The following is a 314-nucleotide window of genomic DNA, read 5'->3' on the forward strand; positions in this document are numbered from 1 at the left end:
GCGCGCGGGGGCGGTCGCCGCGCACCCTCCCCACATCCCCCCCCCTAACCCCCCGCGCGCGGGGCGCGGCGCGCCGCGCGCCGTCGGCGCAGGCGCCGACCACCTCATGCCCGCGCGCGCGAAGGCCGCGCATCAGCGGCACCAGGAAGTGCCGCAGCGAGAAATCGACGTTGATGATCTCGAGGATTTTCATGTGCCCTCAAACGCGTCGTGCCGAAGGCACGCCTTCGGCGTGACGCGCCCCCGCCCGCCGCGTGGGGTTAGCGCCCCAGCCCAGCAGGGCCCCCAAGGGCGGTTGCGCGCCCCCCGGGGGG

The 314-nt window shown here is 76.8% G+C and carries 1 pseudogene; it reads right to left on the reverse strand.

The features are described from left to right. Positions 1-193: pseudogene (locus tag AC1MIR_RS27810) on the reverse strand (glycosyltransferase family 4 protein); the annotation flags it as partial. Positions 194-314 lie beyond the last annotated feature (121 nt).

It is taken from the genome of Falsiroseomonas sp. RANM36, assembly GCF_056682175.1.